This is a genomic window from Gluconobacter sp. (assembly GCF_047723935.1).
Taxonomy (GTDB): domain Bacteria; phylum Pseudomonadota; class Alphaproteobacteria; order Acetobacterales; family Acetobacteraceae; genus Gluconobacter.
Map to the genome: position 1 here is coordinate 66605 of NZ_JBDOBO010000004.1, position 6222 is coordinate 72826.

The window sequence follows — 6222 nt, forward strand, 5'->3', positions numbered from 1 at the left end:
GCTCCAGTACGTGTCTGGCGTTGCGCGCTCGGGTCTGGCATCGGATACGGCACAAAACAGATTTGCCGGCCGGTCTTCTGAACAGACTCTGCCGGTCCACATACTCGTCTCGCCACGCCGCGTCCAGCCGACGGCATCATGCGGGCACACAGAAGGACAGTTCTGATGGCCTCAGAAACCGTTTCCGGAAGCACCTCACATCGCTCTTCCGTTTCCGATTCCGAAATCGCCCATTTCAGTGCGCTGGCCAAGGACTGGTGGAATCCGCGTGGTCCAATGGCCCCTTTGCACGCCATGAACCCCCTGCGAACGGACTGGGTCGCTTCACGAACGACCTCTCTCAAGCCGTCCGAAGGAAAACGCCTTTCCCTGCTCGATATTGGCTGCGGCGCAGGCCTCGCCAGCGAAGCTTTTGCAAAGCTGGGGTTCGAGACACTCGGCCTTGATGCAAGCCCGGACGGGATCGAAGCCGCCCGTGCCCATCAGGCTACCTACCCACTACCACCGAGTGCCGCACATCTGACTTATCGTAATGGCAGCGCGGAAGACCTGGTCGAGGAAGGTGCAGAATTCGACGTTGTTTCAGCTCTGGAAGTTATCGAACACGTCAACGATCCGCAGGACTTCCTGCACATGCTCGCAACCCTGACCCGACCGGGAGGCATGGTTGCAGTGTCCACGATGAGCCGCACACCGCGTTCATTCGCTATGGCAAAGCTGGGAGCAGAATACCTTCTGCGGATGCTGCCTGTCGGAACACATGACTGGAAGAAATTCATCAAGCCGGAAGAACTGGCAGCCATGGCGCGAAACGCCGGTCTGCGCATGACTGATATTGCCGGCATGAGCTACCTGCCCCCGCGCTGGCGCACGACCCGCGACACCGGCGTGAACTACATCGCAATGTTCACGAAGGGCTGAAACAAAAAAGGCGCTCCGAAGAGCGCCTTTTCCATTGAACGTCAGACCTGCGTATTCATGAACGCAAACGTCGTCGGACTGCCGACGGGCGTGAAGTTCTCAGTAAACGCAAGCTGCCCGGTGTTCTTGTCCACCTTAAAGGACGTCACCGCATCCGAACGCTGGTTGGCGCAGAACAGGAACGTTCCGGACGGATCGAACATCATGGCACGGCCATAATCGGCGTGCATCCAGACTTCATCCTGCAGGGACAGCGTTCCATCCGCAGCAATCGCGAACACAGCCAGCGAATCGCCCAGGCGGTTGGACGCATAGACATATTTGCCACTGGCCGAAATCAGAATTTCCGCAGCCAGCGTCGAGCCACGGAAATGCGGCGTGACAGTGCTGACCGTCTGGATATTCGTGATAGCACCCGTCAGCGGATCAAAAGTGGACACAACAATCTTCGAGTTCTGCTCGCACAGATTGTACATGATGCGTCCAGAGTGATTGAACTCGAAGTGACGCGGCGCAGAGCCCGGTTCCATCTCGTAATAGGGCGTCTTTGCCGGGATAAGCTTTCCGGTCGCCAGATTCAGCATCCAGACATACACGCGATCCAGACCCGCATCATCCGCAATCACGAAACGCCCACTTGGATCAGAACGAATCATATGCGGATGGGAGCCGGAATGATCGGAAACCGCAAAATTTCCCTGCGGGTTATCGGATGCCCGCTCTGGCTGACGCGGCCCGGTATTATGGACCACATCCGTCGCGTCACCCAAGGACCCATCGCTGCGGATAGGCAGAACCGCAACGCACCCGCCAACATAATTCGCAACCAGAACATAACGGCCAGAATGATGCACACTCAGATGGGCTGGGACCGCCCCGCCAGAGCTAACGCTATTGAGCTTACGCAGAGAGCCGGTCTTCTGATCAACGGCGAAAGCCGTGACAGATCCGTCACCATCCTTGTTGAAATCGTCGATTTCGCTCAGGGCATACAGAAAGCGATTATCTGCGGAAAGCGTAATGAAAGACGGGCTGGCAATGTCAGTGTAGGTGGTGATCGGCGTCAAAACACCTGACTCGCGGTCCATCTCGAACACCGCAATACCCTGCCCGTTTCCAGCTCCTCCTGGAGGCGCGTGTTTTGTATATCCCCCGACGAAACATATCGTCTTGGAAACAGGTTTGGGCGGCGGCGGGGGAACGGGAATAATTTTCGGTTCGTCAGCGGCATAAGACGTGCCTGCCACGCTGGCGCCAACCGCACCAGCAGCCAGCCCGAGCGCAAAATCGCGGCGGGAAAGAGGGTGGGACATAGTGGTTCCACGGTCCTTTCAGTTCGGCAGAAGCAGAGACCTGAAATTGGTCTGCATGTTTCTGGCAAACCATATCAGAGAGACATGGCCTGCCATTGTAGTTTCTCAGTGAGGCTGCGGAGGCATCTTACACTGTGGCCCGAATGAGCCTCCGGTATATCGCGTCCAGGTCTCGGTCTGACCCAACAGAGGCATTCCAAGAACAAAGCCACGCAGCTTTAGAACATTTGGCTCGGAGAGCCAGATGTACGCCTGATAGATACGTCCGCTCCGCGGATCAAGGATGTGACCCCGCCATTTCTGGTCTTCTGCTGCTACAAAATCTGTCAAAATCCAAAGATGGCACTCTGCACGGCCCCAAACGTCCTTCGGCATCTCCCCGTCATAGTCCATCCCGACGAGCTTGCCGCAAAGGGCATTTCCGCAATGCTCGATAGAGAACACACCGTCTTTACCCGCGGATAGCCAAAGGCCCAGCTCGGAAGGCTCGGAGGTTGCCTGAGGGATTGCCGGTGCTGCCGCATATCCCATGAAGGGTGTCGTGCAGAGCAGTGCGCCAGCAAGAAGCCGTCCCCAGCGCATTCAGGCACCGCCAAGTAGAGAATCAAGCCGCCCAGCCCGATCCAAAGCCACGATATCATCACATCCTCCTAGAGACTGCCCATTTACGAACACCTGAGGGACAGTCCTGCGGCCCGAGCGACTGATGGATTCTTCACGCTCACGGGTCCCATGTGGCGCATTGATTTCCTTAAACGCCACACCCTTTGATCTCAGAAGATCAACAGCATGAACACAATAAGGGCATCCCGGTTGGGTAAAGATTTCGATTTTTGACATAAAGTTCTTACTCCTCGGGATACGGAACGTCCTGTTCATCGCCTTTGCAGGTCCGCGCTGCAACAAGAATATCCACCGACAATGCCCCGGCCTTCAAAAGGGCGCCAGTGCAAACAGAAGCAGTTGCACCTGTCGTCAGAACATCGTCCACCAGAAGAACGGCCTGCCCTTCAATTCGTTTTTTCCGCCCGGCGCGCACAACAATCGTGTCAGCGATTTCCCTTTGACGCTCCTTGGCAGACAAACGCGCCAGTGGCCTAGTTGCCCGGCACCTCTCAAGACCATCAGCAAGCACGGGAACGCCACTTCTGCGGGATAAACCATGCGCCAGTAGAGCGGCCTGATTATATCGTCGTCGCCACAACTTGGTCCGATGCATTGGAACGGGGATCAGAAGGGTCGCTTGATCCAGCAAGACACATCCTGCGCGAGACATTTCCTGCACAAGGATATGTGCGTTCTCGGTCCGATCAGAATATTTCAGGGGAAGAATAAGCCGCCTGGACCAGTCATCATACTCAAAGGCAGCCCGTGCAGACCGCCAGACTGGAGGACGCAACTGACAGGATACACAGATATTTCGTGTACCCCCAAAGGCCTCATTAGAGAGCGAAACGCCACATTTTTCACAGCATGGAAAAATAATTCTCCGAGCTGCAGAAAAACAATCGGAACAGAAAGCACCATTCGTCATGACGCCTGCTCCACACACTCCGCAAACTGGAGGAAGCAGGACGTTCAGGGCGTTGCGGCTATACTTCGCGAATAAAGAGCGGATCAAAGGCTAGATCAGCCTTTAACCAATTTCAGCTCCACACGTGACGCATCAATCAGAATTTTACCCTCATTCTGAAAATTGACCGTAACACGCTCGCCGATTGCAGATTGCACCTGCCCCCATCCCCACTCAGGAAAATCAGGATGCTGAACAATCTGACCTGGCTCTAGAAAAGACTGAAATGGCATGGACATGACACCCTTCATGACATGAGAGGCGCATTGTTGCCCAGCATTTTCGCCAAAACCCCGCTGCGGAAATTCTGTGATAGCCGCCCGTCATAAGGGCAAAAAAAGAGCTTTATCGCTTAATGATAAAGCTCTTCCTTCTTAAATCAGCACTACCATCAGGCAATAATGCTGTGTCCTAAAGATCAAACGGCGTCGACATACTTTTTAAGAAACGCCTTAACCGCATCCCCAAGATCAGGACGATCAATAGAGAACGCGATCTGTGCTTCCAGGAAGCCCGCCTTGTCACCACAGTCGTAACGTGTGCCTTCGTAACGCAATCCATGGAACGGAACATGCCCAATCATCTTGGCCATGGCATCCGTAAGCTGCACTTCGTTACCGGCACCGCGCTCTAGCTTGGCAAGATGCTTCATCACATCAGCCGTCAGAACGTAGCGTCCAATGATGGACAGGTTGGAGGGGGCATCTTCAGGGTTTGGCTTTTCAACCAGCCCCTTCACCTCAACCAGTTTGCCGTCGTCGGCACCGACATCAAGAATGCCATAACGGTTCGTGTGCTCACGCGGCACTTCCGTAACAGCGACAACGTTGCCGCCGGTCTGGTTGTACGCATCCACCAGCTGAGCAACACAGCTACGGCCGCTCTTTACAATGTCATCTGGCAGCAGAATAGCGAAAGGGTCGTCCCCAATGAAAGAACGAGCACACCAGATTGCGTGTCCCAATCCCAGCGGCTCCTGCTGACGCACAGCGACGAGAGAACCCGCCTGAACGCTGCTTGGCTGAAGGGCTTCAAGCGCACTTTTCTTTCCACGCTCTCTCAGCGTCGCTTCAAGCTCGTAAGCGATATCGAAATAATCGATCAGGCTGTCTTTGCCACGCCCCGTAACAAGACAGAACTCTTCGATGCCAGCTTCACGGGCTTCGTCGATAGCGTACTGAATCAGAGGCTTGTCGACGACAGGAAGCATTTCCTTCGGCATCGCCTTAGTAGCGGGAAGGAAACGCGTTCCTAGTCCTGCAACGGGAAGGACTGCTTTTTTTAAGGGCTTGATCACGAAACCTCACACATCAGCCAAGACATCATTTGACCACTGCCTCGAAGGCAAACAGCGTTCAGATGAAAACATCGTTAGGCATAACTGTGGATGAGCAGTCTGGCAACAAAATGGCACAGACAGAAAAACATCACACTGATGCCTTAACTTTGGCATTCAGGGTGAGTTTTATTTTTTATTTTCGAGATTTTTTCCATCACTTCAGAAGAGTGATGGTGCGGCCGAGAAGACTCGAACTTCCACGGGGTTGCCCCCACAAGCACCTCAAGCTTGCGCGTCTACCATTCCGCCACGGCCGCCCCGTGACAAACCGTCTTGTGTAGTGCAAGACCGTCCGGTGAGGGGCGATATAGCTGATGCCTGAAACGAGAGCAATGACCAGAAACGATATTTATGAAGAAATTTTGTGGAAAAAATCCGACGGGCTAACGCCGTACCCTGATGCTCTGAACTTCATGGCCACTCGCTCGCGCCAAATCCACGAGGGAACAGCCGATCCCGTTGTCTGGCTTGTAGAGCACCCCCCCGTCTTTACGGCCGGAACATCCGCAAAGCAGCAGGATCTCTATAATCCACATCACTATCCTACTTATGAGGCAGGCCGTGGCGGTCAGTGGACGTATCATGGGCCAGGTCAGAGATTGGCTTACGTTCTCCTGAATCTCAGCCACCAAAACGGCACGATACCTCCCAAGGATCTTCGCGCGTTCGTCAAAGGACTTGAAACCTGGATCATTGAGACCCTCAGACACCTCGGTGTAACGGCTTTTACGAGAGAAGGACGCATCGGCGTCTGGGCCTTTGATCCTCTTACAGGCGAAGAAGCCAAGATCGCTGCGCTTGGCATCCGGGTCAGCCGATGGGTCAGCTGGCACGGCGTCTCGATCAACCTTGATCCAGCCCTTGATGACTTTGACGGCATCGTTCCCTGCGGAATACGAGAATTCGGCGTCACCAGCCTCAGACGGTTCAACCCAACCCTTTCCATGGAAGACCTGGATCGGGGGCGGGGCGCCGGGGGGGCCCCGCCCATTTGGTCAAGCCCCCCCCGCGCGGGAAAAAAAGGCGGGGGGCTCGTGGACCCCCCCCCCAAATAAACACCCACCCACCCCAAATTT

At 55.0% G+C, this 6222-nt stretch carries 8 protein-coding genes, 1 tRNA gene and 1 pseudogene; 2 read left to right on the forward strand and 8 right to left on the reverse strand.

Going from position 1 to position 6222, the window contains the following annotated elements:
- Window positions 1-165 precede the first annotated feature (165 nt).
- Window positions 166-921, forward strand: coding sequence for a bifunctional 2-polyprenyl-6-hydroxyphenol methylase/3-demethylubiquinol 3-O-methyltransferase UbiG (gene ubiG / locus ABF979_RS03940; protein ID WP_415557929.1), 756 nt, complete (start codon window positions 166-168; stop codon window positions 919-921).
- Between the two features lie 41 nt (window positions 922-962).
- On the opposite strand, the gene ABF979_RS03945 is transcribed toward ubiG, so the two are convergent.
- From ABF979_RS03945 to ABF979_RS03980, 8 genes and pseudogenes are all read right to left on the reverse strand, one after another.
- Complete coding sequence (locus ABF979_RS03945; RefSeq protein WP_202207378.1) at window positions 963-2234, reverse strand: lactonase family protein; 1272 nt, start codon at window positions 2232-2234, stop codon at window positions 963-965.
- Between the two features lie 105 nt (window positions 2235-2339).
- Window positions 2340-2816, reverse strand: a complete 477-nt coding sequence (locus tag ABF979_RS03950; protein ID WP_415557931.1) for a DUF2147 domain-containing protein — start codon at window positions 2814-2816, stop codon at window positions 2340-2342.
- On the reverse strand, window positions 2817-3074 hold the full coding sequence (grxC, locus tag ABF979_RS03955) for a glutaredoxin 3 (protein WP_202207376.1): 258 nt from the start codon (window positions 3072-3074) through the stop codon (window positions 2817-2819). It lies immediately after the preceding gene.
- Window positions 3075-3081: 7 nt separating this feature from the next.
- A complete protein-coding gene (locus tag ABF979_RS03960) occupies window positions 3082-3489 on the reverse strand; it encodes a ComF family protein (RefSeq protein ID WP_415557994.1) in 408 nt (135 codons plus the stop codon).
- A gap of 156 nt (window positions 3490-3645) precedes the next feature.
- Window positions 3646-3855: pseudogene (locus ABF979_RS03965) on the reverse strand (double zinc ribbon domain-containing protein); the annotation flags it as partial.
- Window positions 3856-3863: 8 nt separating this feature from the next.
- On the reverse strand, window positions 3864-4046 hold the full coding sequence (locus ABF979_RS03970) for a DUF3553 domain-containing protein (RefSeq protein ID WP_202207374.1): 183 nt from the start codon (window positions 4044-4046) through the stop codon (window positions 3864-3866).
- 179 nt (window positions 4047-4225) lie between these two features.
- Window positions 4226-5104, reverse strand: a complete 879-nt coding sequence (galU, locus tag ABF979_RS03975) for a UTP--glucose-1-phosphate uridylyltransferase GalU (protein WP_202207373.1) — start codon at window positions 5102-5104, stop codon at window positions 4226-4228.
- Between the two features lie 213 nt (window positions 5105-5317).
- Window positions 5318-5403 (reverse strand) — tRNA-Leu (locus ABF979_RS03980).
- 75 nt (window positions 5404-5478) lie between these two features.
- On the opposite strand from ABF979_RS03980, the gene lipB reads away from it, so the two are divergent.
- Window positions 5479-6201, forward strand: coding sequence for a lipoyl(octanoyl) transferase LipB (lipB, locus tag ABF979_RS03985; RefSeq protein WP_415557934.1), 723 nt, complete (start codon window positions 5479-5481; stop codon window positions 6199-6201).
- The last annotated feature ends 21 nt before the right edge of the window (window positions 6202-6222 follow it).

Bases quoted from the DNA above. Each gene is read 5' to 3' on its own strand.
- ubiG (WP_415557929.1), top strand. From the start codon at position 166: ATGGCCTCAGAAACCGTTTCCGGAAGCACCTCACATCGCTCTTCCGTT.
- ABF979_RS03945 (WP_202207378.1), bottom strand. From the start codon at position 2,234: ATGTCCCACCCTCTTTCCCGCCGCGATTTTGCGCTCGGGCTGGCTGCT.
- ABF979_RS03950 (WP_415557931.1), bottom strand. From the start codon at position 2,816: ATGCGCTGGGGACGGCTTCTTGCTGGCGCACTGCTCTGCACGACACCC.
- grxC (WP_202207376.1), bottom strand. From the start codon at position 3,074: ATGTCAAAAATCGAAATCTTTACCCAACCGGGATGCCCTTATTGTGTT.
- ABF979_RS03970 (WP_202207374.1), bottom strand. From the start codon at position 4,046: ATGTCCATGCCATTTCAGTCTTTTCTAGAGCCAGGTCAGATTGTTCAG.
- lipB (WP_415557934.1), top strand. From the start codon at position 5,479: ATGACCAGAAACGATATTTATGAAGAAATTTTGTGGAAAAAATCCGAC.